This is a genomic window from Flavobacterium sp. N502536 (assembly GCF_025947345.1).
Classification (GTDB): domain Bacteria; phylum Bacteroidota; class Bacteroidia; order Flavobacteriales; family Flavobacteriaceae; genus Flavobacterium.
Window position 1 is genome coordinate 3729093 of record NZ_CP110011.1, and the last position, 26449, is coordinate 3755541.

The 26449-nt window shown below is 36.6% G+C and carries 25 protein-coding genes and 1 pseudogene; 9 read left to right on the forward strand and 17 right to left on the reverse strand.

Annotation, left to right across the window (positions count from 1 at the left end):
• Positions 1-68 precede the first annotated feature (68 nt).
• Positions 69-572, reverse strand: coding sequence for a hypothetical protein (locus tag OLM61_RS15735; RefSeq protein ID WP_264523567.1), 504 nt, complete (start codon positions 570-572; stop codon positions 69-71).
• Between the two features lie 130 nt (positions 573-702).
• Here OLM61_RS15735 and OLM61_RS15740 point away from each other — a divergent pair.
• Positions 703-1015: pseudogene (locus OLM61_RS15740) on the forward strand (helix-turn-helix domain-containing protein); the annotation flags it as partial.
• 111 nt (positions 1016-1126) lie between these two features.
• Here OLM61_RS15740 and OLM61_RS15745 read toward each other — a convergent pair.
• The 3 genes from OLM61_RS15745 to OLM61_RS15755 form a co-directional block, all read right to left on the reverse strand.
• Positions 1127-2539, reverse strand: coding sequence for a KAP family NTPase (locus OLM61_RS15745; protein ID WP_264523568.1), 1413 nt, complete (start codon positions 2537-2539; stop codon positions 1127-1129).
• 210 nt (positions 2540-2749) lie between these two features.
• Entirely contained in the window at positions 2750-4477 is a 1728-nt protein-coding gene (locus OLM61_RS15750) for a M14 family metallopeptidase (protein WP_264523569.1), read from the reverse strand.
• A 179-nt stretch (positions 4478-4656) separates the two neighbouring features.
• Positions 4657-6069: a PLP-dependent aminotransferase family protein gene (locus OLM61_RS15755; protein ID WP_264523570.1), complete on the reverse strand. Its 1413-nt coding sequence runs from the start codon at positions 6067-6069 to the stop codon at positions 4657-4659.
• A 99-nt stretch (positions 6070-6168) separates the two neighbouring features.
• On the opposite strand from OLM61_RS15755, the gene OLM61_RS15760 reads away from it, so the two are divergent.
• The 4 genes from OLM61_RS15760 (at position 6169) to OLM61_RS15775 (ending at position 9888) form a co-directional block, all read left to right on the forward strand.
• Entirely contained in the window at positions 6169-6627 is a 459-nt protein-coding gene (locus tag OLM61_RS15760) for a cupin domain-containing protein (protein ID WP_264523571.1), read from the forward strand.
• 17 nt (positions 6628-6644) lie between these two features.
• Positions 6645-7526: a dihydrodipicolinate synthase family protein gene (locus tag OLM61_RS15765; RefSeq protein ID WP_264523572.1), complete on the forward strand. Its 882-nt coding sequence runs from the start codon at positions 6645-6647 to the stop codon at positions 7524-7526.
• 221 nt (positions 7527-7747) lie between these two features.
• Positions 7748-9097, forward strand: a complete 1350-nt coding sequence (locus OLM61_RS15770) for a DEAD/DEAH box helicase (RefSeq protein ID WP_264523573.1) — start codon at positions 7748-7750, stop codon at positions 9095-9097.
• A gap of 344 nt (positions 9098-9441) precedes the next feature.
• Positions 9442-9888, forward strand: coding sequence for a hypothetical protein (locus OLM61_RS15775; protein WP_264523574.1), 447 nt, complete (start codon positions 9442-9444; stop codon positions 9886-9888).
• A gap of 168 nt (positions 9889-10056) precedes the next feature.
• On the opposite strand, the gene OLM61_RS15780 is transcribed toward OLM61_RS15775, so the two are convergent.
• From OLM61_RS15780 to OLM61_RS15790, 3 genes are all read right to left on the reverse strand, one after another.
• Positions 10057-10635: a PhnA domain-containing protein gene (locus OLM61_RS15780; RefSeq protein ID WP_264523575.1), complete on the reverse strand. Its 579-nt coding sequence runs from the start codon at positions 10633-10635 to the stop codon at positions 10057-10059.
• Positions 10636-10875: 240 nt separating this feature from the next.
• Positions 10876-11334: a pantetheine-phosphate adenylyltransferase gene (gene coaD, locus OLM61_RS15785; RefSeq protein WP_264523576.1), complete on the reverse strand. Its 459-nt coding sequence runs from the start codon at positions 11332-11334 to the stop codon at positions 10876-10878.
• A gap of 241 nt (positions 11335-11575) precedes the next feature.
• On the reverse strand, positions 11576-12547 hold the full coding sequence (locus OLM61_RS15790; RefSeq protein ID WP_264523577.1) for a D-alanine--D-alanine ligase: 972 nt from the start codon (positions 12545-12547) through the stop codon (positions 11576-11578).
• Positions 12548-12923: 376 nt separating this feature from the next.
• Here OLM61_RS15790 and OLM61_RS15795 point away from each other — a divergent pair, with 376 nt between their 5' ends.
• Positions 12924-13547 (forward strand): PASTA domain-containing protein, encoded by a 624-nt coding sequence (locus OLM61_RS15795; protein ID WP_264523578.1) that lies wholly within the window; start codon positions 12924-12926, stop codon positions 13545-13547.
• Positions 13537-14580 (forward strand): RluA family pseudouridine synthase, encoded by a 1044-nt coding sequence (locus OLM61_RS15800; protein WP_264523579.1) that lies wholly within the window; start codon positions 13537-13539, stop codon positions 14578-14580. Before OLM61_RS15795 ends, OLM61_RS15800 begins: the two co-directional genes overlap by 11 nt.
• Before the next feature lie 54 nt (positions 14581-14634).
• Here the strand turns inward: OLM61_RS15800 and OLM61_RS15805 are convergent, their stop codons facing one another.
• The 5 genes from OLM61_RS15805 to OLM61_RS15825 form a co-directional block, all read right to left on the reverse strand.
• On the reverse strand, positions 14635-15249 hold the full coding sequence (locus tag OLM61_RS15805) for a hypothetical protein (protein WP_264523580.1): 615 nt from the start codon (positions 15247-15249) through the stop codon (positions 14635-14637).
• A 9-nt stretch (positions 15250-15258) separates the two neighbouring features.
• The gene (locus tag OLM61_RS15810; RefSeq protein WP_264523581.1) at positions 15259-16500 is read right to left on the reverse strand and encodes an ATP-binding cassette domain-containing protein; all 1242 of its coding nucleotides are present in this window, start codon (positions 16498-16500) and stop codon (positions 15259-15261) included.
• Positions 16501-16587: 87 nt separating this feature from the next.
• Positions 16588-17445, reverse strand: coding sequence for a sulfurtransferase (locus OLM61_RS15815; RefSeq protein WP_264523582.1), 858 nt, complete (start codon positions 17443-17445; stop codon positions 16588-16590).
• Positions 17446-17492: 47 nt separating this feature from the next.
• Positions 17493-18290: a hypothetical protein gene (locus OLM61_RS15820; RefSeq protein WP_264523583.1), complete on the reverse strand. Its 798-nt coding sequence runs from the start codon at positions 18288-18290 to the stop codon at positions 17493-17495.
• Between the two features lie 65 nt (positions 18291-18355).
• On the reverse strand, positions 18356-18745 hold the full coding sequence (locus OLM61_RS15825) for a DUF1398 domain-containing protein (protein WP_264523584.1): 390 nt from the start codon (positions 18743-18745) through the stop codon (positions 18356-18358).
• 349 nt (positions 18746-19094) lie between these two features.
• On the opposite strand from OLM61_RS15825, the gene OLM61_RS15830 reads away from it, so the two are divergent.
• Positions 19095-19787 (forward strand): hypothetical protein, encoded by a 693-nt coding sequence (locus OLM61_RS15830; RefSeq protein WP_264523585.1) that lies wholly within the window; start codon positions 19095-19097, stop codon positions 19785-19787.
• 41 nt (positions 19788-19828) lie between these two features.
• Here the strand turns inward: OLM61_RS15830 and OLM61_RS15835 are convergent, their stop codons facing one another.
• The 5 genes from OLM61_RS15835 to OLM61_RS15855 form a co-directional block, all read right to left on the reverse strand.
• Positions 19829-20665: a mechanosensitive ion channel family protein gene (locus OLM61_RS15835; RefSeq protein WP_264523586.1), complete on the reverse strand. Its 837-nt coding sequence runs from the start codon at positions 20663-20665 to the stop codon at positions 19829-19831.
• 91 nt (positions 20666-20756) lie between these two features.
• A complete protein-coding gene (locus OLM61_RS15840) occupies positions 20757-21194 on the reverse strand; it encodes an acyl-CoA thioesterase (protein WP_017496553.1) in 438 nt (145 codons plus the stop codon).
• A gap of 149 nt (positions 21195-21343) precedes the next feature.
• Complete coding sequence (locus OLM61_RS15845; RefSeq protein WP_264523587.1) at positions 21344-22369, reverse strand: saccharopine dehydrogenase family protein; 1026 nt, start codon at positions 22367-22369, stop codon at positions 21344-21346.
• Between the two features lie 78 nt (positions 22370-22447).
• Positions 22448-23710 carry a Na+/H+ antiporter gene (locus OLM61_RS15850; protein WP_264523588.1) on the reverse strand — a complete coding sequence of 421 codons (1263 nt, stop codon included), beginning with the start codon at positions 23708-23710 and terminating at the stop codon, positions 22448-22450.
• Between the two features lie 30 nt (positions 23711-23740).
• Positions 23741-24220, reverse strand: a complete 480-nt coding sequence (locus tag OLM61_RS15855; protein ID WP_264523589.1) for a YybH family protein — start codon at positions 24218-24220, stop codon at positions 23741-23743.
• 261 nt (positions 24221-24481) lie between these two features.
• Here OLM61_RS15855 and dnaK point away from each other — a divergent pair, with 261 nt between their 5' ends.
• Entirely contained in the window at positions 24482-26365 is a 1884-nt protein-coding gene (dnaK, locus tag OLM61_RS15860) for a molecular chaperone DnaK (protein ID WP_173966835.1), read from the forward strand.
• The last annotated feature ends 84 nt before the right edge of the window (positions 26366-26449 follow it).

Genomic DNA, 26449 nt, shown 5'->3' on the forward strand with positions numbered 1-26449 from the left:
TTGCTCGTGAAGATATTTGAATTGTAAGGATTTGAAATTGATTCTGAATAGGCTCACGAGCAGGATTTTTAGTTGTTTTTCTTAAATTGATCAAGTGTGTCATCGATCAGATGTTCGATCGCTAAGAAGTTATGGGAAAGTTTTAGGATTTCTTCCTGAATGTTTTCTAAATCAAGTTGTAACCAGCCCTCCATCAAAGTTAATGGGCCATGTTTTGTTGTTACATTAGGCCACTTATCTTCATAAGTTTTGAATGATTTTCTGAATATTTCTGCAAATTTTCGGCTTTCTATGGTGTAAACTTTGAATTTTCTAAGTTTTAAAGCATGGATGTTGTACATTATCCTTTGTTTTTCTATGTCTGAAGCACTAACCCAAACCGAAAAGAAAATTCGGGATTCGGAAGTTAAGGCTTCATCAGTATTAGTGGACCAGGTTTTTTTATATAGCTTTATAAAAACGGAATCTAAGTAAATTCCAACAGCAACTTCAATTGATTTTTCGTTTAGAATTTTTTGATCGAGACGATCCGCTGCTTTTTGAAAATTTTCAAGATAAAAAGAGGTATTCATTTTGGTTTTTGGTTTAAAATGGTTTAGTGGTTTGGTTATAGTTTTAACAAATATAAATTAACTTCTTGAAAATCTTTGTTGTTTTTAGGTCGGTGTAAATCAAAAAAAAACATTTTTTAACTTTTAATTTAGTTTAGGCACCAATCAACAAGCAATATCTGCTTTAGAGAACAGAGAAACGATAGACGATGAAAAACTTGCTGCTGTTGCAAAAGCTTTGGGAGTAAGTGTTGAAGCGCTTAAGAATTTTTCAGACGAAGCCGCGATTAATTATTTTAATAGTTTCACAGATAATAGTGGCCGGGACTTTTAACAACCATTGTACTTTTAATCCACTGGATAAATTAATGGAATCTATAGAAGAGAATGAAAAACTTTATAAGCGTTTGGTTCAGGCTGAAAAAGAAAAAGTTGAGTTTTTAGAGAAGATATGGAAGGATAAGTGTTTTTTTGTTCTTTTTGGAATTAAAAAAAGCCTAATAAAAATTGTTTTGATTAGGCTTTTTGATTTTATTTATTGCTAAGGAAGGCGTTTCGGTCGTGTTTTTTACGGATTAGTTTATTATAGATTCTGTTAAGTCAATTCTGTTTATGAAGTGACTTAAATCTAGACTACCTCCATTTCTTGCTCTTTCTATATTTTCAAAAATATCTAAAAATTTTTCTGGATCATTTTTATTTATTATTGATTCAATTAATAAAGTGTTTTTTCCGACTTGAGAATCATATTTATATATATTATTCATTCTACTAGAAGGTTTGATTAGGTTTGAATAAAATAGTACCAAATATGCTTCAAGCCATGTTAACGATCTTTCTGTATCTTCATCAAGTTTGTTTTTTATAATTGCATAAAACTTTTCTTGTAGTTCTGAAATTGATAATGTTTTAGATTTAATATTATAATAATAATCTTCACTAAGAACTTTTATATATACGAGAAAAAGAAAAACTTCCGGAATTAAATACATGTTTTCTCCAAATGCTCTCATCGCTAAACGACTATGGGCAAATATTTTTTCTTGTTGACGAAGTGTTACAGAATCATTTGCAAATAAAATAGTTGAAAATTGTAAAAAAGATCTTTTGTCATATGCTAATTCTGAATGTCTTTTTCTTGAATCATTTTCTAAAAAATCATCAAAGTTAAAATAAGAATAAAGATATTTATAAAAAACATCTTTCTCGGGCTCTGGAATTGAATATTCAATGTCAATGAAACGTTTTAAATATTCATTAGAATCTATTCTGTCACTTCCATAAACTCCGCGAACTGCATTCCCTAATTGTTCTTTATCAATTGATAATATAAATACAATATCAGGAATTGAAAAGAAATGCTTTATTTGTTCTAAGATAGAAACCGAATAATTTGGTCTACATCTGTCTAGTTCGTCAATTATAAATATTAATGGTTTTCCATTAGTTGTATTAGCTATGTAATGTGATAATTCAGTTCTAAATTCTTGAATACTTTTCTTTTTATTAGAATATTCATTTACGTCATTTTCAAATAAATCAGCAACACCTTTAGATGCTTCTACAAAAGCATCTTTAATTCCTTTGGTATCAATGTATTTATCAACAACTGATTGTGCTACAATAGGGATAACATGTTTTGATAAAATAGAAACTTTTTTTAATATTTTTTGAAACGCAGGATCTGTAGGTTTATTTGTCAAAGCTTTTAATTCTCCCATTAAAGCTACTAACGGATTGTTTTCGAAGTCATTTTCCCAAGCGTTAAAATATACTGTTTGAAAACCATTATTTTTTAAGTCTTGTTCCCACATTCTTATAAACGTTGTTTTACCAGTTCCCCATTTATTGTTTATTGCAAGAACAAAACCTTCGGAATAGGCCTCAATAATTCCAGTTAAAACTTCTGAATATTTTTTTCTATCCAATTTACAATTTGCAAATGGGTTTTGAGGTTCAATAATTATCTCTTTGTGTTTAATATTCATTTCTACCTATGTTTGTTAAGGTTACTTTGTAAATTAATATTTCAAATATAAAATTTTAGAAATCAGAATCATTATGGAAAACCATAATATATAGAACTTTATCAAGTTTCAAACTTTGACAAAGTTCTAAACGTACAGCTTTGCGTTCTTAGCGTTTTTCAACTCATTCAAAATCAAAAAAACTTTGCGCTCTTTGCGGTTAAAAAAACTTTACAGAACCCTATAAACAGGATACTGCAAATGCGCCTTTTCGTAATAGGCAGAATGTTTGTAAATCCAATCGAGTTGTGCGTCAGGATTTTTAGCAAATTCGGTATCGGTTTGTTTTTTGCTTTCTAACTCGGCTTTTAAAGTTGGATTTTCTTTGAGCAGTTTTGCGGCTGTATCTTCAAAAATATATCCGGAGTAATGTTCTTTTTGCTGTAAAACGGTGTCAAAGAAATTCCAGTTAAAAAACGAATCAACACCTTCAGGTTCAAACGCTTCAATCAGGTATTTTACCCCTTTTTGGTTTGTTGGAACAAGATAATCTCCTTTGGCAAAAGCCATTTTTACAGTTTTAGAATTTACGGTAGTATTGTAATGTAGATAATGTCCTTCGTAAGCATTGGAGACAGTCTTAAAATTGGCAATTTTATAGCTTTCAACCTCAATAATAGTGTCGTTTTTAAGTTGTGTAAACGAAATAGCATTGTTCTTCAAAAGGTCAATAATATTCCAATAACCACGCGGAATGATATAAGCAAAAGGGATAACCACGTCTTTTATTGATTTGAATTCTTTGATATAAGGCACCTCTTTTTTATACGGTTTGCTTCGGTCGTAATACAATCTGTTTCCTGTTGTAGCTTCGCTTTTTTTATAACCGGCTTCATAACCTGAAAACAAAAACGTAGTGGCTTTTGTGCTGTCCAGTGCCCATTTTAAGGTATAGTTTTTTCTAGGTTGGTATTGTTCCAGATTTTTTACACGAAGTTCTTTGATCTTTAGGTAATTGGCATCGGTAAAATTCAAAGTCGATTTGGTGTACTCGTAAGTCATTTTTACACGTTCGGCATATTTTTTCAGCATATGTGTTTCCACTACAAATCCGATGGTATTGAAGAGCGAAGTATAACCCGTAGTATATCTCGGACTGTCTACAAACTGTCCAAAACCTTTATCGGGAGTGTCTTTAAAAGAATCTACATAAGGTGTTGTTTCGATTTTCTTTTGTTGTAGGTCTTTGACCAAAGCAGGCATCATTTCGGTATTCATATAGTCTCCCAGAACCGTTCCTAACTTATTGTGCTGTGTCATGATGTAAGTGAGTTTGTACTGGTAATCGGAGCCGTTGCTTACGTGATTATCAATAAAAACATCAGGGTTTATTTGCTGAAAAATTTCGACAAAACTCTTTGTATTTCGGGTATCCGATTTCATTAAATCGCGATTCAGGTCGTAATTGCGGGCATTTCCTCTAAAACCGTAAATTTCCGGCCCATCCTGATTGGCTCTTGTGGTTGAGTTTCGATTCAACGCACCACCGATATTGTAAACCGGAATACAAACCAGAACCGTATTTTTGGGTGCTTTCAGTTTTCCGGTTGCCAAATCTCTGTAGAATTGCATGGTAGCATCAATTCCGTCAGGTTCTCCGGCATGTATTCCATTATTGATAAAAAGTACCGCTTTGTTCTTTTGGATTTTCTCAAAGTCAAACTCTTTTTCGGGATTGTAAGTGATCGTGTGTAATGGTTCACCTGAATCTGTTAATCCCATTTCTTTCACCTGAAGGGTTGGGAAATCATGAGCCAGCATTTTATAATAAGCAATAGTTTCCTGATACGAAGCTGATTGATTTCCGTTTCCTTTTTCAAAATAGGTGTCGTATTTTTTATTGTTCTGAGCGAAAAGGGTAATGGAGAAAAGTGAAAGGATAAGGGTAAAAAGTTTCATGGTTTGGTTTTTTATAGCAAGAATCAAATATAATTAAATTTAGTTTCAAGTTTTGTTTGTTTCAAGTTTCAAGTTTTATTTGTTTCAAGTTGTGAGTTGTGGAACTTTAGTTCTGGTAGAACTTACTTTTTTCAACAGGAAACCTGAAACCTGAAACTTGAAAGCAATAATCTATCTATTTACAACAACTTAGCAAGTTCGATTATGCCGTCTTCGATTTGTTTTTCGGTTAGGGAGGCATAGCCAAGTCTGAATCCGGATATGGGTTGGTCAAAACTATATTTTTCAGGAGTCATTATCTTTATTCCTTTTAGCAGCAGCTGATTGGCAATTTCAAAAATATTGACAGCTGAATTGGGAACTATCCAAAAAGCGAGGCCGCCATCGGGTTTGATAAAGGTGGTTTTGTCTTTAAGGTATTTGTTGCAAATGGCTTCAAAATAATCGCGTTTTGTTTTATAGATAAGGGTCGTTCTTTTTAGATGTCTTTTTATTTCGCCTTCGTTTATGAGTTGTAAAACCGCCTCTTCCATAATGTTATCTCCTTGTACATCAATTATTTTTCGATGTTTACCCACTTTTAAAATAGTTACCCGGTTACTTACCAGATAGCCGATTCGTAATGCCGGTGCGACAATTTTGCTCAGGGTTCCAATGTACACCGTATTTTTAGCATTACTGTAACTTGAAATGGGCAGAATCGGGCGTTGTCCAAAATGAAATTCATTGTCGTAATCGTCTTCAATAATCGTAAAATCGTATTGGTTGGACAGTTCGATGAGTTTTAATCTTCGCTTCAGACTTAAGGTAACTGTTGTTGGAAATTGATGATGCGGTGTTACATAGATTGCTTTTATGCTATCGAATTGCTTCAAATAGGCTTCGACCTCATCGATCAATAAACCATCTTTGTCAACATTTACAGGAAGCAGTTTAGCACCGCTGTTTTTAAATGTCTCCCAGGCGGGCTGATACCCCGGATTTTCGACCATTACATAATCGTCTTTAGAAAGTAAATGGTTGGCGGTTAAATACATGGCCATCTGACTTCCGCGTGTAATACAAATTTCATCTGGAGTGATATTCATGCCTCTTTTAAAATTGAGCATCTGCACAATGGCTTTTCTAAATTCTAAATTTCCATACTCGGTGCTGTATCCCATGATTTGCCAGCGTGATTTTCGGTTAAAAATCTGTCTGTACGCTCTGGCGAGTTCATTCATCGGGGCAATTCGGCTGTCGGGGATTCCATCATCAAAAACAATTAAGGGCTGTATTTCTTCTACAGTAGAATTTGTTTTTTGCTTTTGACTGGTGCTTTCGGAAGTTATGGGCAGAATATCGGCTACGAAAGTCCCTTTTCTTTCGAGTGTAACCAGCCAACCTTCAGCAATTAAAACGTCTAAAGCTTCAATTACAGTGTTTCGGTTGACTTTTAGCAATCCTGCGAGCTGTCGGCTTCCGGGCAGCGCATTTCCGCTATTGAGCATTCCTGTTTTGATTGCTTCAATTATAGCATCGGCGATTTGCAGATAAATTGCTTTTGCCGCATTTGTGTTTAGCTGAATTTCTAATTGCCAAGGTCTTAACATCTGGACTATTTATTTATGTGTAAACTGTGTCAGTTGGGTAGTCCAAAGTTAGGATAATTTTGTGGAGCAATACTGCAAAAAATAATAATTATTAAACTTATGGAAACTAAAAAACAATTTTCATCAAAAGACTTTCACGAAACCTTTGCCAGACCCACTTTTGTGATGCCTGAAAAATTAATTCACAGAAATGTAGAACAGGCCGGAGTTCACAATCAATTTTCTACAGAGCGAAAACACCCCGTTTTCTTTGTGGATCTTCCGAGTAAAAATGTAAGCATGACGATTGGCGGTTTATTGCCGGATCAATTAACGAACAGACACCGCCATACTTATGAAACGGTTATTTACGTAATTGAAGGCCATGGGTATACCGAAATTGAAGATGCAAAAGTAGAGTGGAAAGCAGGTGACGCTGTTTATATTCCGAGCTGGGCGTGGCACAGACATCAGAATTTAAGCAGTGAAGCATCGGCAAAATACATCGCCTGCGAGAATGCACCTCAGCTTCAGAATTTAGGTGTGGCATTGAGAGAAGAAGAAGGAAGGGATCTTTAAATTAAAATAGAAATAAAATGAAAAACGACCTATTTAAAGGCATTATTGCTTATCCGATTACCCCATTCGATAAAGACGAAAAAGTGGATATCAGCTTGTATAAAAAATTACTGGAACGTTTAATTGTTTCCGGTTGTCATGCCGTTGCTCCGCTGGGAAGCACCGGGGTAATGCCTTATTTGTCAGACGAAGAGAAAGAAGCGATTACTGTTGCAACAATCGAGCAGGTTAAGGGCAGAGTTCCGGTTTTGGTAGGAGTATCAAATCTGACTACAGAGAAAACCATTTACCATGCTAAATTTGCTGAGAAAGCAGGTGCAGCTGCGGTAATGATTATCCCGATGAGTTATTGGAAACTTACAGATGACGAAATTGTACAGCATTTTGACGCGGTTGCCAAACAAATTTCAATTCCGGTAATGGCTTACAATAATCCTGCAACGGGAGGAGTAGATATGTCTCCTGCTTTGTTAAAAAGGCTTCTTGAGATTGCCAATGTGACGATGATTAAAGAAAGTACCGGAGACGTTCAGAGAATGCATTATTTAAAGCGGGAATTGGGTGATGATGTAGCCTTCTTTAATGGTTCAAATCCTCTGGCACTGGCTGCATTTTCTGCAGGTGCAACCGGTTGGTGTACGGCTGCACCAAATTTAATTCCGAAACTGAATCTGGAATTGTACGACGCAATTCAGAAAAATGATTTGCAGAGCGCTCAAAAAGCATTTTACAGGCAATTGAATCTTTTGAAGTTTATTGTGAACAAAGGTTTGCCGAGAGCCATTAAAGCAGGTTTGGAAATTCAGGGAATCGAAGGAGGTTTTTTAAGAAGTCCGTTGAAACCGTTGACAGAAGCTGAAATTGCAGAGTTTAGGTTGATTTTGAAGGAAGTAGAATAGCAATGTATTGAGGTTTTACCGCAAAGTACGCTAAGTTTTTTCTAAGCTTGGTTTTATAAAAGCGCAAGGAACGCAAAGCTTTGCGTTCCTTGCGCTTATCAACGTTTCTATTTTTTTTTTAATCTTAGCGTGCTTTGCAGTTAAATTTTTAGGGAGTCTGGATTTAAAACCTGAAACAAACAAAACCTGAAACAAAAAACTATTTTGATTACTTTTGCAAAATGAATAAAAAACACCATTCCAATAACATACTTTCAAATTTAGGAATTGAAAGCCTGAATGAAATGCAAGAGGTAGCACAAGATGCTATTTTGAACGATACTAATGTTTTATTACTTTCTCCAACAGGATCAGGAAAAACATTAGCCTTTTTACTGCCGGTTTTAGAATTGTTACAGCCTGAAATTCTTTCGGTTCAATGTTTAATTTTAGTGCCTTCGCGCGAATTAGGTTTGCAGATTGAGCAGGTTTGGAAAAAAATGGGAACTCCCTACAAAGTAAATATTTGTTACGGAGGTCACTCTATTGATACTGAAATCAAGAATTTAAGCAACCCGCCAGCAGTTCTTATCGGAACTCCGGGAAGAATTGCCGATCATATTGACAGGGATACTTTCCGCACGGATAAAATTCAGACCTTGATTCTGGACGAATTTGATAAGTCTTTGCAACTGGGTTTTCATGAGCAGATGTCTTATATCATTGGGAAATTGACAAAACTGAACAAACGCGTTTTAGTTTCAGCGACTTCTGATATTGAGATTCCAAGATATACGAGAGTGGTAAATCCAACGGTTTTGGATTTTATACCGGAAGAGGAAGAGAAAACCAATCTTTCGATGAAAATGGTGGTTTCGCCAGCCAAGGATAAACTGGATAGTTTATTCAATTTGATTTGTTCGCTGAAATCACAGTCGGCGATTATTTTTTGTAATCATCGTGATGCGGCAGAACGTATTAGTGATACTTTAAACGAAAAAGGAATTTACGCGACCTATTATCATGGCGGAATGGATCAGGAAGAGCGTGAACGCGCCTTGATTCAGTTTAGAAATGGCAGTATGAGTTACCTGATTACTACAGATCTGGCTGCCCGTGGATTGGATATTCCGGAAATGAAGCACGTAATTCATTACCATTTGCCTTTAAAAGAAGACGAATTTACGCATCGTAACGGTCGTACTGCACGTATGCAGGCTTCGGGAACGGCTTATATTATTGTTCACGAAAGTGAAAAAAAGCTGGACTATATTGATTACGGAATGGAGGTTTTAAAGGTCGAAAGCACGACAACTTTACCGAAACCACCGGAGTTTCAAACGATTTATATTAGCGGCGGAAAGAAAACAAAACTGAATAAAATTGATATCGTTGGTTTCTTTTCTCAAAAAGGAAAACTCGAAAAAGGAGATTTAGGTTTGATCGAAGTGAAGGATTTTATATCGTTTGCTGCCGTGAAGTACAACAAGGTAAAAGAGCTGCTTAAGAATATTAAAGATGAAAAGATGAAGGGCAAGAAATTCAAGATCGAAGTTGCCCGTAAAGTGGTGAAGAAAGAGGAGGAGCGTTAGTCTTTTTGTTTTCGGTTTTCTCTATTTGATGTTTTTCGCAGATAACTTTTTCGGAGACTGGAATTCTCACAAAGTTTTAAGGGGTGATTTGTAGTAAAATATCACGAATTGGAGGCTGTTTTTGAGTTCTTTTGTTCCCAAAACAGACTATTTTTTACGGTTGATTTCTGTGTTTGGTTGTTTTAATTTATTGAATATTAGTGTGTTGGTTTGGAGTTTTATTACGCTTTGATCACGTTGAAACAGGGGACTAAAAGGATTGATAAAAAATTAAAGCTTAAGTCTTTAATTTATCATATTTTCTGCGTTTCTTGTGCCCGTAAATAATAAACCCCAAATTAATTATGAAAAGAATTATTACGATTGCTATTTTGTTGTTTAGTGTTGTGTCTTTTGCACAAATTAAAGTTATTGAAACTGTACCGGTTGAAAAATTAGGAAAAGTAAATAACAACTACATTCAGAAAATTGGAGATGAGTACACTGTATATTATACAAGTATTCAAAACGATGACGAGTCGTCAAGCTTGAGAAAATTTACATTTAAAAATGTTAATAACGACTACGCAAGTCTTTACAACATTATCATGAATGGTTTCACAGCAAGCCCTTTGTATGATATTAAATTAGAATTACCGAATAACTATATTTGGTTGCACTACACAGGAAGTGTTGTTCCGGAAAAAGCTACGGTTCAGTTTATGGTTTCATCAAAAGAGGCTTCTGCTGCAACAAGCAGTGTTTCTGAGCCATTTGTAAAAGATCAGATCAATAAATTATTCCAAAAATAATTTGCTTAAAGTATAAAACCAGAAAAGGCTATTCAGATTTTGAATAGCCTTTTTTTTTGTTTCAGGTTTCAGGTTGTTTTTGTTTCAAGTTTCAGGTTTCAAGTTTTGCAAATAAAAGAAAAACCTTAGAACCTTAGCGCCTCAGAACCTTAGAACCTCAAAAGAAACCTATATTTTCTTCACGTATTGTGTGATAATCACGATTTGCTGACCGTCAACTTTTCCTTCGATGTACTCGGCGTTTTCGTGGTCTAAACGGATGTTGCGTACGGCAGTTCCTTGTTTGGCAACCATGCTTGATCCTTTTACTTTAAGATCTTTGATTAAAACTACAGAATCTCCGTGCTCTAAAATTACTCCGTTACTATCGCGGTGAATGATTTTGTTTTCGTCGTCTTCACCTTCTCCAGTTGCTTGTGCCCATGCTAAGGTATCTTCATCCAAATACATCATATCAAGCAATTCCTGTGGCCAGCCTGCTGCTCGCATTCGGCTTAACATTCTCCAGGCTACAACCTGTACGGCAACGTTTTCATTCCACATGCTGTCGTTAAGACATCTCCAGTGGTTTAAATCAACATTGTCCGGATTTTCTATTTGGTCGATACAGGTAGTACAGGCTAGAATGCTTTCGTCCAGACCGCCTTTTTGGGTTGGTAATACCTGATATACTTTAAGGTTTTCTTCGGCGCCACAAAGTTCGCATTTAGATCCGCTGCGTTTGTTTAATTCTCTTTCAATGCTCATTATTTTGTTTTTATTTGAAAAGGCGAAATTACTTATAATTTGATTTGTTGACAAATTTATAATGATTTGAAATCTTTAGTAATTTTTTAAAAACAGTTCGTTTCGTAATCTTTGATAAAATCTATTAGAATTTGTTCATCTTTAATTTTAGATCTCATCATTTTTAATCTTTTTATATGAGACTTTACAATCCTCAATTCTAGGTAACATAGCATTCTTGGTAATTAAAATGTATACTTTTTACTTCTTAACCCTAACTGCATCCGGAACCAACATTTCGTATTCTCCGCCATGACGCAGTACATCACGAACAATGCTTGAAGAAATAAACGAAGTACTGGCAGCTGTTAATAGAAATACGGTTTCGATTTTAGACAATTTCCTGTTGGTGTGGGCAATGGCTTTTTCGAATTCAAAATCGGCAGGATTGCGCAGACCTCTTAGGATGAAATTGGCTTTTTGTTTTTTTGCCAAATCGATGGTTAGTCCTTCATAGGTAATAACCGAAACGTTGGGCTCGTCTTTGAAGGTTTCTTCGATGAAACGTTTTCTTTCTTTGAGTGAAAACATATACTTTTTTTCGGCATTAACACCAATAGCGATTACAATTTCATCAAATAAAGGAATTCCTCTTTTGATAATGTCTTCATGTCCAAGTGTTATGGGATCAAATGACCCTGGGAATATAGCTTTTCGCATCTTTTTTGAGGTTCTGAGGTTCTAAGGAGCTAAGTTTCTGAGTTTTTTTGCTACTTAAAAAAGTTAGTTTTTGTTCTCTTTTACCGAAATGGCAATATTGTGTTGAGTATAAAAAAGGTTCTGAGGTTCTGAGGGGCTAAGGTTTTTGAGGACTTCGACTTCGCTCCGTCTGACCATGGTTGAAATAAAAAAAGGTTCTGAGATCTTAGTACCTTAGAATCTCAGAACCTTAGTCCCTTTTTTAAGCAAGTGCCAACTCAATAGCATTGGTAAATAAATCTTCCAGAGATATTCCCGCTGCGTGTGCTTGCTGCGGAATCAGACTTTCGGTTGTTAAACCGGGAATGGTGTTCATCTCCAGCATGTAGGGTTCGTTGTCTACGATAATGAATTCGCTTCTCGAGAAACCTTTCATTTTTAAGACTTCGTAAGCGCGTTTTGCTACTTCGCTTACTTTTTGTGTGAGTTCGTCTGAAATTCTGGCAGGTGTAATTTCCTGTGATTTTCCTTCGTATTTGGCTTCGTAATCGAAGAAATCATTGTCGGATACAATTTCGGTAATTGGTAAAACCTTAATTTCACCCTGATAGTTAATTACCCCTACAGAAACTTCGGTTCCGTCAAGGAAGCTTTCGATGATAATTTCGTTGTCTTCTTTGTACGCTACTTCAATGGCAATTGGAAGTTCGGCTTCTGTTTTTACTTTTGAGATTCCGAAGCTTGAACCGGCTTTGTTTGGTTTTACGAAACACGGTAAACCTACTTTTTTAACGATTTCGGCGGTATGGATTACATCCCCTTTATTAAGGTAATAAGAGATTGCTGTTTTGATTCCGTAAGGCTTTAAAACCGATAACAAATCACGTTTGTTAAAGGTTAATGCCGCCTGATAGTAATCGCAAGAGGATTGCGGAATGCCTAACAACTCAAAATAAGCCTGCATTAATCCGTCTTCACCCGGAGTTCCGTGAATGGCATTGAAAACACAGTCAAAAGTAATTTTTTGATCGTTTACGGTTACCGAAAAATCATTTTTATCGATCGTAAATTCGGCGTTGTTTTCGTCTACATAAACCCATTTTTCTTTGAAAATATGAATACGGAATCCGTTGTATTTTGTTTTGTCAAGATATTGGTGTACCACGTTTCCGCTAATGAGCGAAATTTTATATTCGCTTGAATATCCGCCCATGATAATGGCTATGTTTTTCATTTTATGATGTTTATATGTTTAACCGTTTGTTTGTTTAATCGTTTATTTGTTTCAGGTTTCAAGTTTCAAGTTTCAGGTTTTGGGTTTTCTTTGTCAATTTGGTTGGAGCTTCTTTATTGCTTAGTGTGACAATAGTTCCGAAAATGTTTTGTGAAACCTAAAACCCTAGCCCTGATGGGAGCGGCATCCTTTTGTGTCCGCGAGAGCGGGCGCAAAAGATACAGCGGACAGCAGGAATTGGCTGCTGAAAATTAAAATTCCAAGGACCTTTGTTTTTAATACGAATGGCAATCGCGTGACTTTCTTGTCTAAAACAAAATTATCATTTTTTTTGAAACGAAATAGCTTTATCTTTGCGACTAATAAAAATAAATTTATGAGTTTACGTAAGTATTTAACGAGCCGGGTATTTTTTGTGCAAGTATTAAGTGCGGCTGCTATAATTGCCGTTTTAGGTTATTTGTTTATGCATTGGTTGACTTTTACAACTGATCATGGTAATGAAGTTACTGTTCCAAATTTAGCTAAACTGACGGAAGAGCAGGTAGAGTCAAAACTGGACGAACTGGACCTGGATTATGTGCTTTTGGATAGCGTTGATTACCGAAGTGAATTCCCAAAATACAGTGTTGTTGAGCAGGATCCGCTGCCGGGAACGAAAGTAAAAGTGGGAAGAAAAATATATATTAAAATTAATGCATCGGGATTCTCTTCTGTTAGAATTCCTGATTTAATTGAGAAAACGTATCGTGAAGCAGTTCCTACCCTGAAAGCGTTAGGACTTGAGCCAGGCACGATTACTTATATTCCAAACCTTGGAAAAGACATGGTTTTGGAGATGCGTTATAAAGGAAGAAACTTAAAAGTAGGAGATCGTGTGTTGAAAGCTTCTAAAATCGACTTGGTTTTAGGAGACGGAAAAGCAACTTATGAAGATGAAGGGCAGGCTGTAGACAGTGTAGCTGCGCCAACTACTGAAACCCCAAAAGATGAGCAATAATATTGAAAATTTAGATCTGGAAGACGAATTATTCGAACATTTTAGATTTGATGTCCCTAAAGGTCAGGCGCTTTTGCGTATTGACAAATATTTAATGAATTTGATTCAGAATGCGACGCGAAATAAAATTCAGAACGCCGCTACTGAAGGAAACATTTTTGTAAATGATATTCCGGTAAAATCAAATTATAAAGTTAAACCGTTTGATGTTGTAACGGTGATGTTATCGCATCCTCCGTTTGAAAACCATATTCTTCCGGAAGATCTTCCGCTGAATATTGTGTATGAAGACGATGCTTTGTTGTTGATTAACAAAGAGCCGGGAATGGTGGTGCATCCGGGGCACGGAAATTATAGCGGGACTCTGGTAAATGCATTGGCACATCATTTTGATAATTTACCGATGAACAGCAGCGAGCGACCAGGTTTGGTACACCGAATTGATAAGGATACGTCCGGACTTTTAGTGGTAGCCAAAACGGAAGCAGCAATGACCCATTTGGCCAAACAGTTTGAAGCCAAAACCTCAGAACGCGAGTATATTGCCCTTGTTTGGGGGAATGTTGCCGAAGAAGCGGGAACGATTGAAGGAAACCTTGCCAGACACCTGAAAGACCGTATGCAAATGGCCGTTTTTGCCGATCCTGAAATTGGAAAACCTGCTATTACGCATTATAAAGTGTTGGAACGTTTTGGTTATGTGACTTTGATTTCCTGTAAATTGGAAACCGGAAGAACACACCAGATTCGTGCGCATATGAAACATATCGGACATCCGTTGTTTAATGATGAACGTTACGGAGGTCATTTGATTTTGAAAGGAACTACGTTTACAAAATACAAGCAGTTTATCGAAAATTGTTTTAAAGCATTACCACGTCAGGCGCTACATGCTAAAACGCTTGGTTTTGTGCATCCTGTAACGGGTGAAATGATGCGTTTTGATACCGAACTGCCTCAGGATTTTCAGGATTGTATCGACAAGTGGCGCAATTATGTGAAGTCGCATAATGTGGAAGAAGAGGAAAGTTAATTAGAAAATTAGATAATTTGTTATATAAAAAAAAAGCTCCTGATGGAGCTTTTTTTATGGAATTGTTTTAATGGTTAGCTGGGTTATTTTGGCTTGTCCGTTGGTTATAAACCCTAGTTGTCCTTGTTGATTTAGATTGTTTTTTTCGATGGAACATTCTAAGAAAGTTTGATTGTTGACAGCAAAGTACAACTGATTGTTGGCAACTCTGATTTTCACCGCATACCATTTGTTGTTTCCCAATGGCATTGGTTTTTTAAATAGGGTTGGCCCGCCACGTTTCGAGTATTCATCACTGTTTTTATTGTAAGCACCTCTTCCAATCACGATATTCTGATCGATCGTGTATAAGTAAGTTCGAATGTACTTTTCCTGATCGATATGAAGCATGATTTCAAACAAAGATTCTTTGACGATGTTTATTTTAAAGTCGATTTCGTAATTTTTTGGAAGCTTCTTTTTTGACTCGATTACGCCCCAATGCATTGGCCCTCCGGTTCCGGTTAAGGTATCGTTTTGGAGCCTCCATTCGTTGGGATTAAAATACCAATCGGATTTTAGGGCAGTTGTTTTTGCAATCTGGTATTCTCTTTTTACAGTTGAAAGGGTTCCTGAACAGGAAATGAATCCGAATGCGGATAGTAGGAATGTGATATATTTAATTTTCATTTTTGTCTTTTAGTTGAGCTCTGAGTGGTATTTGATTTTACCAATGGATCCTGTTGAAGTTGGCAGAAGTTCGAATACCGAGGTAGGAGCGAGGCCATTTTCGATGCGGTGTGATACGTACAGGATACTAACATTGGTTTCTTGTTTGATGGTATTGATCAATTGAATGACCAAATCGACATTTTCATCGTCAAGACCTTCTACAGGTTCGTCCAGAATCAATAATGGGGGATGTTTTAAAACGGCACGAACAATTAGCGCGACTCTTTGCTGGCCAATTGAAAGATCTATAAAACGTTTTTTTCGTAAATGACTCATTTCAATCACTTCGAGCCATTGTGTTACGGTTTGTTTTTGTAAAGTAGTAGGTTCGATATACAGTCCGATAGAATCAAAAAAACCGGAAAGTATCATTTCTTCCAGGCTGTGTCCTTTTTGAAACAGATCGGTCATAGAGGTGGTGAAAATTCCAATTTGTTTTTTGATGTCCCAGACACTTTCTCCGCTTCCTTTTTTTCTTCCGAACAGATACAAATCCTGACCAAATCCTTTTGGATTATCACCGGTGATTAAAGACAGGAGGGTGCTTTTTCCTGAACCATTCGGACCAACGAGTTGCCAGAATTCGCCTTGTTTGATGGTCCATGAAATGTTATCGACAATTTTACGCTCCTCATAACTTACAGAAACTTTGTCCATTTTGATTAATACACTTTCGTGAAAGGAATGAGGTTCAATTGCTTTTGGAATTGCTGCCGTGTTTAACGTTTTAAAATGGTTTTCGTTTTTTGAAATCGGATGTAATTCAAAGGAATTGTCTTTAATCAGGGCCTTATTCGGAACAAAATCGAGTACATCAACGACGCGATTGACCAATTGAATGATAGCAATAGTATCGGTTAACTTTTCGAGAGATTTTGCCAAGGCTGCCCGGGAAGCCTGATCTAGATGATCGAAAGGATTATCGAAAATAATAAAATCAGGACTTTGATTGATGCAGTATTTCAGGAATTCTTTTTTGCGTTCGCCGGATGAAAAAGTTCTCAGTTGTCGGTGTGATTCGGGTGCGGCTTCGACAGTATCGTACTGGTATTCTTTTTCTATGAATTTCTCGATGGCAATGTCCGAGAACAAAATGCCTTTCTGCTGGTTAAAAACAGTGAGGTCTCCTTTGGCTTCTCCCAAAAGCAAAGTGTCTATAAAAGCCTTTTTATTGACTTGATTTGACAAAAGTATATCCCAATGCTGCATTTTAAAATATATTTAGTGATGATTTTTTCTGCTACAGATTCAAAAAGACTAATCGTTGTAGTCTGTGAGATCTGTGGCAAAAAAAGTTTATTCGGCTTGTTTCGTAGCCATTTCACGATCGTTGCGTGACCATTCGCTCCACGAGCCTACATATAGTTTTGGAATGGGTATCCCGGCATAATCCATGGCCAACAAAGTATGGCAGGCAGTAACTCCTGAACCACAATGTACAATTATATCCTCGGCCTTTTTGTCGCCAATGATGCGGGAATATTTTTCTTTTAACAATTGAGGCGACTGGTAAAAACCGTTGTCGTCTAAATTTTCGCTAAACGGTACATTAATGGCGCCCGGAATATGTCCTGCAATCAAATCCAGTGGCTCTGTTAAACCATCGAATCGGTTTTTGTCTCTTACGTCGATTACCGTATTTTGGGTGTTATTTCGTGCCTTTTCGACCTCGTCGATAGCAGCGGTGTGAAGTTTCCATTGAGAAACCGGATACTGATCAGCGGCTTCAAAAATCTCCGTTTCGGAGCTTATCGGGTAACCACTTTCTATCGCTGCGGACAGTCCTCCGTTTAAAACCTGAACTTTTTCGTGTCCTACTGCCCGAAGCATCCACCAAAAACGGGCGGCTGCATTTGATCCGTTTTTATCATCATAAATTATGATATGGTTTTCAGGAGAAATTCCGGTTTTAGAAAGCACCACGGAGAATTTTTCTAAGGATGGTAAAGGATGTCTTCCACCATTAGCCGGATCGGTTTCTACTGTTGCGAGATCTTTGTTCAAATCAATGTAACGGGCTCCTTTCAGGTGTTCGTTCTGGTAGTTTTGTGCGGCATTTGCTCCCGCTCTGGCATCAATGAGAATGATTTCAGCTGAATTAGAGAGTTGCACTAATTCTTTAGGGTTTATTATCGGAGAAAGTTTAGCTGCCATTTTGAGATAGTTTATTTTTTATGAATTCGCATATAAAAGCAGGGCATTTAATCGGCGAAAGCCTGAGAATAAAATAATATAAAAGTATGGTTTGTTTTGTCGTATCTAAAACAATCCCAATTGCTGTATACAGAGCTTGTTGCAATACAAAGCGTATGTGCTAAGTTTGTTTTTGAAACATTTTTTGCAAAAGTGCCGTGATCTAACACGAAATCTTCGTCTTTTGAGATATCCGTAATTTTAAGATTGGAAGATTCTAAGTAAGTGCTGGTGCTTTTTTCAAGATAATCTTTGTTGTAAATTAAATAGTCATAGGCAAATTGATAATCGGATGTACCAAACGAATAGTTGCCGGAATCTTCATCTTTTACGCCATTGACCACTTTTATGTCCTCGTATAATTTAGCATATTTAGAAGTTATTCCGTTATAAAGTACAATCGAAATTCGAACCTTCTTTTTGTCATAAACGATAAAAGCAAAGTCATTGCTGCTTTCTTCAAACAAACTTCCTTTTGCTATAGAAAGTAATTCGTAATCAGGATTGGTGCGGAAGAAAGATTGTTGTTCTTGGGGTAGTTTTTGAAGCAGTTTGGTATGAATGTCTAGAAACACTTTCTTTTCTGAAAGTTCCTTTAAGCTTTCTTTATGCTCACGTAGCCGATCGGCAATTTTAGGATCGTCGTAGGCAGATATTTCGTAATCAACAGCGATTTTTTCACTCTTTTTTTCGGAAGCTTTTGCTGCTGGTGTTTCTTTTTGGGTAGAGGTTGTTTTAGTATCCTGTTGTTTGGAGTTGCAGGCGTATAAAACGGTTAAAAGGACTGGAATAAGTATTTTTTTCACAGGGAACAGGGGTTAAAAGAGGGTAAATAATGGTTATTTACCCTTATGGATGGTTTGATAAAAAGTTAGCCCGGGATTTTTTCGATCAGGATTTCGTTTTCGTCTTTGTCAAAATAAGTACAGGTCATTTCGATTATATCAACTCTCCATTTGGCTATTCCGCAATGGGCAGCGTGATTGCAAAAAGTAAGATAATCGGTTTGACCGTCCTGGTGCATTACCAAAAATTCAATAAAACGTTCTTTGTTAGGCGATGGCGCTACTTGTATTTCGTCATATTTTTCATCAGAGGTTACATGGTAATTGTTTACACCAAAGTACTCGACATGTCCGTCATGTACAAAAGTATCGTAACCTTTTACCCCCAGAATGATTAAATCCTGAATGTAATTTGGGAAGTCAGCACCGCTTTGTACTTTGGCATGTGCTTCTTTGATTTGCTCTATTGTAAACATATATTTTAGTTTTAAATGATGTGAAATTAAAAAGAATAATTATACTAATTTTTTTAGGTGTTTCCCTGAGTTATGTATTACCTAATCTTTGTTTTCTTTTTCGAAAACGCATAAAAAAAGTGCTTAACAACTGATTTGGTTCTTTTGGGTTAGTAATTCAAAAATACAATTATGATTTTAAAATTGAATTGAAAATGCAATAAATAATAGAATAACAGGGGACAGAATTTTCATATATTTTTGAAATATTGTATTTTAACGAGTATTTTATCACTTCATGGGTTTTCTTTTTTAACGCATCGTTTTGTCAGTAATTTAGTAAAAGAATATTGCTCCTAAATTTGACATCATGAAAAGAATACTACTTTTGTTTCTGATTACTTCTCCTGTATTTGCACAGGAAATGAACACATTTGATTTTGCGGTCATCAATTCGACTGTTATTTCACCAAATATTGATCTGGACAAGGGGCGAAGTGTGGTTTCGGCCAACAAAGATCAGTATTCTGCTTATTTTCAGTACGCGCTTACCCTGTGTGAAGATGATATTATTTTTGGAGCAGGTATTAATAAAACGGAATCAGACCGGACCTATACTGGGTATATTGGTAAGATGTGTGATAAGTTTCGGGCAACCATCTCTGTAGGTTATGCAGAATCCCGAAGCGGATATGACGGAACTTATACAGGCTTTAGTGTATCCTGGCATTTTAGTGAGAATACTTTCATTGGAGGAAGTTTAGCAAACTTGCATTCCTCCAGTATCCATAATGGCACCGATGAAGGGTTTAATTATTACAACAAACTGGCTCCGAAAATTTTTGGGAGCTATGAGATTGTTCCCAAGCTTATTGTTTTTGGACAGTTGAACAGCAGGGTTAATGATATCGCCTTAAAGTATCAGACTGGTCGTTTCTCGGCAGGAGGATTTTATTCCGGTCATGGAGAAGAGGGGATTTTCGGAACGGTTAACGTAGGACGTTTTGCGATTTCCTGCAGTACGACTTTTGATAAAGTAAATTTTGGGCTGAAGTTTCAATAAAGGAGTTGCGAATTGCAGCCTAAAATGATTAAGCGCGTAAATTACCTTTTCAGCGTTACTACCTGCTGTGGATAAGGAATGTCAATGTCGGCTTCGTCAAAACGTTTTTTGATGCTTTGGAGTAAATCGCAATACAAGACAAAACCGTCTGTAGAGTTTTTTGCCCAGGCCCATGCTTTCAGAGTTACGCTCGAATCTGCCAGTGCTACTACACGGGCAACAACCAAAGGTGTTTTTTGCTTTTTGTTTTCGGCGGTTCGGGTATCGATAAAAAGCGGATGTTTGGCAATTTCGTCCTGCATGATTTCTAAGGCCTTTTCAATATCAGACTGATATCCAATGCCAACTTCAATAATTTTGCAGCATTTGGTGTCGTGCATGTTGGTGTTGACAATAATCTGATTGCTGATCACTGAATTTGGAATGATGATGCGGTTGTTTTCGGCATCTTTTAGAACGACCTGTCTTAAATTAATATCTTCGACTGTGCCCACAAAATTGTTGATGGTGATTTTATCGTTGATGCGGAAAGGTTTGAAAATAACCAGGAAGATTCCGCTCACGATATTGCTTAAGGCCTGTTGAGAAGCCAAACCGGCAACAATAGAGATTACTCCGGCTCCGGCCAGAACTGAATGACCAATTATTTTAAATTCGGGAATTTGTATTAAGGCAAAGGCAAATCCTAAAATATAAATTATAGTAATGATTAAGTGTTTTAAAAACTTAAATCCTGTAGCATCATAATCTTTATCAGCCTGTTTTCGATATAATACATAACGAAGTACTTTGTCGGTAATGGCACTAAGGATTATAGTGGTAATCGCTATAATGGCAATAAAAATGCCTATTCTGAAGTCTTTTAAATAATCAATCATAGCTCTTAAGTTTGAAAAAAAATCCAAAAAACGATTTTTGTTAAAATGTGCTTTTTGGATTTTTGTAATTTATAACCAATAGGATTTCGTTTTAAAGTCCAACAAAGTCATCACTTTTTGGGAAGATGCTCAAGGCTTCAATAGCGATTTCGGGAGTTGGAGAAGCTAATTTGCGGAGTTTAGTATCCATCCACGCGCCATCCACTGTGATAACGGCACAAAGGGTATCGTCTTCTCTTCTAAATTCATGAATGATCGACCAGCGTGAGGCATCAGCTTTCATTTTTGAGGTTTTGGTATGAATGAAGATCTTATCAGAAAGTTTTAACTCTTTTCTGAAAATACATTCTTCTCTAAACAAAACAGGTCCAAAACCCTGTGTTTGCATTACTCTTAAAGTTAAACCCAGTTCTTCAAGGATTTCAATACGATGCTGTGCGCCAAAATCGTAATAAGCACTGTGACGAACGTGAAAATTAGGGTCAAGATCTGACCAGCGAAAAGAGATTTCTTTAATAAATGAAGCCATTTTTGTAATTGTATTTTAATTGAATGAGATTGACGGCAGAACGTTATTTTCTTTGGAAAATCAATCTTTTTTAGAAAATCGAAATTACGAATAAAAAATCAAACGATTTGTGGTAAAGAAGAACTATTGCTATTAAAAACCGAACTGTTTTAATTTAATTTCGATTCTTCAATCGCAGAGATTATAATGTCCTCTTCTTTTAAAGATTTAAGAAAATCTGTGGCATCAAATACTTCTCCAATGGTGGTGACTCCTGTTTTTTTAGCTTTTCCGGACAGTATTCTGTTCACTGTTTCTACAACAAGCGGCGCGGTAACGGCATAAATGTCCTGACCCTGAGCGATAATTGTTCTTTTGATGTTTTCTTTTGTTGCGGTAACTTCCAAACAAAAATGCTGTGATGATCGGTTTTTGTGATCGGTAGGTTTGGGTTCGGGTGTGGCAGCATTTCGAAGGTCGTCGAGTGAATTTTGACTGAGGTAAGTATTGATGTTGCCAACTTTTAAATGACGCGAGATCGTTATGATTTCTGAAAGGGGTAATGCAACCACCTCTTTAACTCCAATTGGATTCTTAAAGTCCCATTCTAAAGGTGTACTGGGTTGAAGGTCTTGCAGAAGACCATCTTTTAAGGTTAGTCGGGTATAATGATTTCGGTCTCCTGTTAGTCTTGTTCCTTTTGTAGGATGCCAGGAATCCAAGCCGATGTAGAGGTTTATTTCGTCAATCTGATCCCAGTCCTGAGTGATTGCAGTGCTTAATAAATCGCCTAATCCGCCATAAAAGGCAGCCGCAGGAATGACCAGAATTTCGGCCAGTTTTGCCGGGTTAGAAAATTGTTCGAATATATCCAATACCGATTTTTGTTCGGCAGTCAGGTCAATATAGTGAATGCCTAATCGCAAAGCCGATTGAATGATAGGATCGGCAGTGTCTAAAAACGGACCAGCACAGTTGATGACTATTTTTGCTTTGGAAAATGCCGCATCTAAGGATGCCGGATCCTGAATATCTGCCGCTTTTAGGATGGCTTTCGGGTAGTCCTGATTTAAAAGAGTCAGTTTTTCGTGGTCTCTTCCGGAAAGGATTAATGGGTAGCCCTGTTTGTAAAGTTCTGCTACAATAAATTTCCCGGTGTGCCCGTAAGCGCCATAGATGGCAATGGTATTTTCCATAAGTTAAAATTTTAATTATATTCGTTTAAGGAGTTGATAATTAGTTTAAACGAATATAATTAAAATTTCTGATGCAGTTTATTTTTCTTCCTGAACGCCTAATTTTTTGACAATCCACGGAAGTGTAAGTCCTTGTCCGACTATGGTTAAAAGTACCACCGCAACAGAAATGAATACTATGGCATTTCGCTCTGGAAAAGGAGTGCCGTCTTCCAGAAATTTAGGTAATCCCAGGGCTATGGCCAGCGAAACAATACCGCGCATTCCGGACCAGCTGATTATAAAACTGTTTTTAGAATCCAATAAGGAATGTTCGCTGATTTTTCGTCTTTTTCGGTCATTTTTTTGAAAGGCTTTCTGCAGGTTTATTTTTTGAAAAAAGACCCTCACCATTCGGGTTAATAAGGCCACGATAGTGATGATAACAGCATAACCAATATAAGGTAAAATCATGTTGTCGTCGATATCTTTCAGGATGTATCGGAAATTAAGTCCGATCAGGATAAAAATCAATCCGTTTAGGATAAATATAATGACATCCCACAAGTTTTTCGAATTGTTTCGGAGGCTTTCCGGAAATATTTTCTTGCTGAAACGAGCGATAGCCAGGCCCAGAAATACGACCGCAATTACTCCCGAGACATGCAAATGTTCCGCCACTAAATAAGTAACAAAGGGCATCAGGAGCATAAAACTTAAGGTGACATTTGTGTTTTTACGGACTTTGGTGAGAATGAAAGCTAAAATTTTGCCCATTATAAAACCTACTAGAAAACCGCCTCCTAATAAGAGTACAAATTGAAGTGTTGCTTTCCAGATGATAAATGCAGAACCCATGGCAGTCGCCACTGCAAATCGATAAGCAACCAGCGCAGAAGCATCATTGATTAGGCTTTCTCCTTCGAGTATGGTGATTGTTTTTTCGGGTATTCCCAGTCCTTTTGTGATGTTTACTGCAGCAACTGCATCGGTAGCCGAAAGTATTGCTCCCAGTACAAAAGACAGTGGCCAGGTCATGCCGGGAATCATATAATGTGAGACTACGGCGATCCAAAAGGTCGTGAGAAAAACCAATGGTATGGCCAGCGTACTTATGGTGCTAAGATTTGTTCTCAAATGTTTTGGTGAGATGTTAAACGAAGCATCATACAATAAAGGCGGTAAAAAAATCAGAAAGATAATTTCAGGATTAATTTCGATTTCACTCATTGACGGAATAAAGCCAATAGCAACTCCAACAATAACCAACAATATGGGATAGGGGAGTTTTGCTTTATCGGCAAATGCGGAAAGTCCTATGACAATGGCAAGAATAAAAATGATGATGGTATAGTTTTCCATTCGTGTAATTTAGAAAAAGACTACTGTAATTTATTTTTCTTTTGTTGGCGCTTCTTGTGCCATTTCTCTTAAGGTAATCCAGCCTGTAGGACTGGTTTTGTCCTGAATATAAACGACCATTGAACGGCCTCTGCTTATTACTGAAGCTCCTCCGTTTTTGGGAGTTGTTTTAAAACCAAAAACAACAGTTTCTATAGCAGTTTCACCATTAAAAATAGTACTTTCAACAGTGTTTTCTATAAATTCTACTTTCGAGTTTTGAAACCAGTCCTGTAATCCCTTTTTTAAGTTTTCTCTTCCAATCACAACATTATTTCCGCCAAAATATTTTTCAATATTCGGACTATGTAATTTTACAATCAGTTCTGCATCTCCTTTTTCAAATGCATTTCGTATTGTTAAAGTAGCCTTATCTAATGATTTTTTAAGTTGAGTTGTATCGTTTGTATTTTGTGAAAACAGATAAGGAGCGGTAATTAAAAAACAGATAAATGGAAGTATTGTTCTCATAATCATAATGAATTAATGTATTTCAAATATATTATAATTTAAGTAAAGAAGTAAATATTATGACGAATTGATATTGATAATGACATGTAAAGCATTGATATGCCACGTATGTCAGGTTTTAAAAATGTCATGTTGTCAGATAGTTTTAAATGTGTCGACAGTAAAACTGACAATTTTATTTGGTTTTTTATATTGGCACAAAGATTGACTTATGCCACCTGAGTTATTAAATTAGTATATCAAAAATTAAATATATAAAAAATGGGTAAAATAATCGGAATTGACTTAGGTACGACGAACTCTTGTGTTTCTGTAATGGAAGGTAACGAAGCAGTTGTTATCCCTAATGCAGAAGGAAAAAGAACTACTCCTTCTATTATCGCTTTTGTTGAAGGTGGAGAAATTAAAGTAGGTGATCCTGCAAAAAGACAAGCAGTAACGAATCCTACAAAAACGATTGCTTCTATTAAACGTTTTATGGGACACACTTTTGCTGAGACTACAAGCGAAGCAAAAAGAGTTTCTTACAAAGTAGTAAAAGGTGACAACAATACTCCACGTGTGGATATTGATGGTCGTTTATATACTGCTCAGGAATTGTCAGCAATGACTCTTCAAAAAATGAAAAAAACTGCTGAAGACTATTTAGGTCAAACAGTAACTGAAGCAGTTATTACTGTTCCTGCTTACTTTAACGATGCTCAACGTCAGGCTACTAAAGAAGCTGGTGAAATTGCTGGTCTTAAAGTTATGCGTATCATCAATGAGCCAACTGCTGCGGCACTTGCTTACGGATTGGATAAAAAAGGAACAGATCAAAAAATTGCTGTTTACGATTTAGGTGGAGGTACTTTTGATATCTCTGTTCTTGAATTAGGAGACGGTGTATTTGAAGTATTGTCTACAAATGGTGATACTCACTTAGGTGGTGATGATTTTGACCACGAAATTATTGACTGGTTGGCTAATGAATTTTTAGCTGAAGAAGGTATTGATTTACGTTTAGATCCAATGTCATTGCAACGTTTGAAAGAAGCTGCAGAGAAAGCAAAAATTGAATTGTCTTCTTCTTCAGAAACTGAAATCAACTTGCCATACGTTACAGCTACGGCTTCAGGACCAAAACACTTAGTTAAAAAATTATCTAGAGCTAAATTTGAGCAATTAACTGATTCATTAGTTAAACGTTCTATGGAGCCAGTTGCTAAAGCGTTAAAAGATGCAGGTTTATCTACATCTGATATCGACGAAGTAATCCTTGTTGGAGGTTCTACTCGTATGCCAAGAATCGCTGACGAAGTAGAGAAATTCTTTGGTAAAAAAGCATCTAAAGGAGTTAATCCTGATGAGGTTGTTGCTATTGGAGCTGCTATTCAAGGTGGAGTTTTATCTGGAGATGTAAAAGATGTATTGTTACTTGACGTTACACCTTTATCTTTAGGTATCGAAACTATGGGTGGTGTATTGACTAAATTAATCGAGTCTAACACAACTATTCCAACTAAAAAATCTCAAGTATTCTCTACTGCTGCTGATTCTCAACCATCTGTTGAAATCCACGTATTACAAGGAGAAAGAGCTATGGCAGCTGATAACAAAACTATCGGTCGTTTCCACTTAGATGGTATTCCACCAGCACCAAGAGGAGTTCCTCAAATCGAGGTTACTTTTGATATTGATGCAAATGGTATCATCAAAGTTTCTGCAACTGATAAAGGAACTGGAAAATCTCACGATATCCGTATCGAAGCTTCTTCTGGATTAACAGCTGAAGAAATCGAAAAAATGAAAAAAGATGCTGAAGCTAACGCTGACGCTGACAAAATAGCTAAAGAAAGAGCTGAGAAATTAAACGAAGCTGACAGCATGATTTTCCAAACAGAAAGTCAATTGAAAGAGTTAGGAAGCAAATTAGCTGACGACCACAAAGTTGCTGTAGAGTACGCTTTAACTGAATTGAGAATGGCTCACCAATCTCAAGACATTCCAGCTATTCAAACCGCTCTTGACAACATCAATGCAGCTTGGAAAACAGCTACAGAAGCTATGTATGCTCAAGGTGAACAAGGTCAACAAGCAGCTCCACAACAAGAGCAATCGCAAGGAGACAATGTTGAAGACGTTGAATTCGAAGAAGTAAAATAATTCTTCTTTAAACGATAATGAAACCGGATCAGAAATGATCCGGTTTTTTTTATTTTATTTAAACCCGACAGGTTTTTAAAACCT

Excerpts from the sequence above, each read along its gene's own strand:
- OLM61_RS15735 (WP_264523567.1), bottom strand. The coding sequence starts at position 572 with ATGAATACCTCTTTTTATCTTGAAAATTTTCAAAAAGCAGCGGATCGT.
- OLM61_RS15745 (WP_264523568.1), bottom strand. The coding sequence starts at position 2,539 with ATGAATATTAAACACAAAGAGATAATTATTGAACCTCAAAACCCATTT.
- OLM61_RS15750 (WP_264523569.1), bottom strand. The coding sequence starts at position 4,477 with ATGAAACTTTTTACCCTTATCCTTTCACTTTTCTCCATTACCCTTTTC.
- OLM61_RS15755 (WP_264523570.1), bottom strand. The coding sequence starts at position 6,069 with ATGTTAAGACCTTGGCAATTAGAAATTCAGCTAAACACAAATGCGGCA.
- OLM61_RS15760 (WP_264523571.1), top strand. The coding sequence starts at position 6,169 with ATGGAAACTAAAAAACAATTTTCATCAAAAGACTTTCACGAAACCTTT.
- OLM61_RS15765 (WP_264523572.1), top strand. The coding sequence starts at position 6,645 with ATGAAAAACGACCTATTTAAAGGCATTATTGCTTATCCGATTACCCCA.
- OLM61_RS15770 (WP_264523573.1), top strand. The coding sequence starts at position 7,748 with ATGAATAAAAAACACCATTCCAATAACATACTTTCAAATTTAGGAATT.
- OLM61_RS15775 (WP_264523574.1), top strand. The coding sequence starts at position 9,442 with ATGAAAAGAATTATTACGATTGCTATTTTGTTGTTTAGTGTTGTGTCT.
- OLM61_RS15780 (WP_264523575.1), bottom strand. The coding sequence starts at position 10,635 with ATGAGCATTGAAAGAGAATTAAACAAACGCAGCGGATCTAAATGCGAA.
- coaD (WP_264523576.1), bottom strand. The coding sequence starts at position 11,334 with ATGCGAAAAGCTATATTCCCAGGGTCATTTGATCCCATAACACTTGGA.
- OLM61_RS15790 (WP_264523577.1), bottom strand. The coding sequence starts at position 12,547 with ATGAAAAACATAGCCATTATCATGGGCGGATATTCAAGCGAATATAAA.
- OLM61_RS15795 (WP_264523578.1), top strand. The coding sequence starts at position 12,924 with ATGAGTTTACGTAAGTATTTAACGAGCCGGGTATTTTTTGTGCAAGTA.
- OLM61_RS15800 (WP_264523579.1), top strand. The coding sequence starts at position 13,537 with ATGAGCAATAATATTGAAAATTTAGATCTGGAAGACGAATTATTCGAA.
- OLM61_RS15805 (WP_264523580.1), bottom strand. The coding sequence starts at position 15,249 with ATGAAAATTAAATATATCACATTCCTACTATCCGCATTCGGATTCATT.
- OLM61_RS15810 (WP_264523581.1), bottom strand. The coding sequence starts at position 16,500 with ATGCAGCATTGGGATATACTTTTGTCAAATCAAGTCAATAAAAAGGCT.
- OLM61_RS15815 (WP_264523582.1), bottom strand. The coding sequence starts at position 17,445 with ATGGCAGCTAAACTTTCTCCGATAATAAACCCTAAAGAATTAGTGCAA.
- OLM61_RS15825 (WP_264523584.1), bottom strand. The coding sequence starts at position 18,745 with ATGTTTACAATAGAGCAAATCAAAGAAGCACATGCCAAAGTACAAAGC.
- OLM61_RS15830 (WP_264523585.1), top strand. The coding sequence starts at position 19,095 with ATGAAAAGAATACTACTTTTGTTTCTGATTACTTCTCCTGTATTTGCA.
- OLM61_RS15835 (WP_264523586.1), bottom strand. The coding sequence starts at position 20,665 with ATGATTGATTATTTAAAAGACTTCAGAATAGGCATTTTTATTGCCATT.
- OLM61_RS15840 (WP_017496553.1), bottom strand. The coding sequence starts at position 21,194 with ATGGCTTCATTTATTAAAGAAATCTCTTTTCGCTGGTCAGATCTTGAC.
- OLM61_RS15845 (WP_264523587.1), bottom strand. The coding sequence starts at position 22,369 with ATGGAAAATACCATTGCCATCTATGGCGCTTACGGGCACACCGGGAAA.
- OLM61_RS15850 (WP_264523588.1), bottom strand. The coding sequence starts at position 23,710 with ATGGAAAACTATACCATCATCATTTTTATTCTTGCCATTGTCATAGGA.
- OLM61_RS15855 (WP_264523589.1), bottom strand. The coding sequence starts at position 24,220 with ATGAGAACAATACTTCCATTTATCTGTTTTTTAATTACCGCTCCTTAT.
- dnaK (WP_173966835.1), top strand. The coding sequence starts at position 24,482 with ATGGGTAAAATAATCGGAATTGACTTAGGTACGACGAACTCTTGTGTT.